The sequence below is a fragment of the Allobrachymonas denitrificans DSM 15123 genome (assembly GCF_900110225.1).
GTDB classification, from domain to species: Bacteria; Pseudomonadota; Gammaproteobacteria; order Burkholderiales; family Burkholderiaceae_C; genus Brachymonas; species Brachymonas denitrificans.
Window position 1 is genome coordinate 1 of record NZ_FOCW01000021.1, and the last position, 1,628, is coordinate 1,628.

General features: G+C 57.4%; 1 protein-coding gene and 1 pseudogene. One reads left to right on the plus strand and one right to left on the minus strand.

The window, feature by feature from the left end; all coding sequences use genetic code 11:
* Nucleotides 1–154 precede the first annotated feature (154 nt).
* Nucleotides 155–415 (plus strand): hypothetical protein, encoded by a 261-nt coding sequence (locus BMW28_RS12690; RefSeq protein ID WP_091818479.1) that lies wholly within the window; start codon nt 155–157, stop codon nt 413–415.
* Here the strand turns inward: BMW28_RS12690 and BMW28_RS12695 are convergent.
* A pseudogene (locus BMW28_RS12695) lies at nt 396–1,628 on the minus strand (hypothetical protein); the annotation flags it as partial. The gene BMW28_RS12690 and the pseudogene BMW28_RS12695 overlap by 20 nt on opposite strands.

The following is a 1,628-nucleotide window of genomic DNA, read 5'->3' on the forward strand; positions in this document are numbered from 1 at the left end:
TGTCATTGGAACATGGTTTGTTGGGCTTCCGGGGGGTTATGCAACGGTCTTGCTTCGCAACGCCTGACCGCAGAGGCACGCGGAAGAGCTTGGCTTTCCCGTCGAACAGCGCGTTCATGTCATCCACACCACCAACTACCGGAAGAGTCGCATCATGAAAAATGAATCCGAATGGCAGACCCAGATCGCAGAGCAAAACGGGGCGGATGCGCTGACCAATGCGCGTGGCACGTTGATGCGTGCTCTGCAAGAACTTGACTCGTATATCGAGAAGTTCGACGCAGCCGATAGCCCCGCCAGGAAGGCTGAGGCGCTCAACTGGGCACTGAATTACTTGGCGACTGGCATTGCACCAAACCTTCGCCTAGACCTGATCGCCAACGCTCAAGCGCAGTTCACCCGACTGGCGAAATGACTTGCTGCTGATCGCTCTCATCCTCTTCAGCATCGCCAGGATCAGCTCCGTCCGCAACAACCGCCGCCGCTTTACCCATAGCCCGTTCGACCAGTTTGACCAGGGCGGCCTTTCTGCTCTTGTAGAAGCTGTCGAAGTCGTCCGCTCGGAGCGCGGCCGTATCGATGAGGTGCGACCCGACAATGGCATTCATCTGGGCGTCTGCAAGCTGAACCTGCGTATGAGCCTGCAATTTTGACAAATAGATCGATGGCGCATGCCCGCCGATCATCCGGTTTGCCTTGTAGGAAATCGGGGTTTTGTTGACGACCGTGTTGTAGACAGCGCGCTTAATGCCGTTCTTCTCACACCAGTCCTGCGGAAAGATGTGGTGAATATCCAGCGCAAGCTCCTCGTCGTCGAGTTCCTGGATCTTTGCCTTCCAGAAAAAGTCTTGCGCGCCTTCACGAAGTACCAGCACATTCAGGCCTTTGTACGCGGCGGACAGGCGCGACGTCATCGTGTCTAGGCGGTCGGGGCTGAACGCCGCATCTGCAATGGTTCGCGGTATTGCGTCGTCACTGTCGATCCACTGCAATAGATCCTCGACGTCGTTCGCAATTCGGGTCTCGATGGCGCTGCCGTAGAGTTCGCCGAGAACGCCACTCCAGTACCAGTGAGAGAGTTTCTGGTAAATGCGCGGCTCAAGCCAGCGTTCGCGCAGGTGCGCGAGTACCGAGGCGAGAGGAGCCAGTTGAGTTCGATAAGGCAGCTCGCGCGGAGTTTTCACACACTCCTTGCGCAAAAACTTGGCCGCGAGAAGGAACCCCGCTTCGACTTCGTCTGCCCATTTGGCATATGCGCTCAAGGGCATCGCAAGTATTGAGACGCGCTTTGCACTCACCGGCTGTACGGACTTACCGGTTTTCCCCGAAGCTACATCGGCGCGGCGCAACTCCAGCGTGTGCAACATCGATACGGCCTGCAGGAAGTCCGTGGACTCCACCTGTGACAGTAGCGCCTCTTTGCACAAGCGCTGATACCGTCCCGAGACATTTCGGGTGGCGTTTCCGTGCCAGTCATCACGCAGGTTAAAGCCGTCAGCCGCGTAGGTCGCGGTGACCAACTCGAATACGTTGTGAACCGCCCCGGGTTTGGAGGAGGCCCCAACTCTTGAGAAGATGGAGCCATGAACAAGTCCAACAAGTTTTCCCCGGAAGTGCGCGAGCGCGCT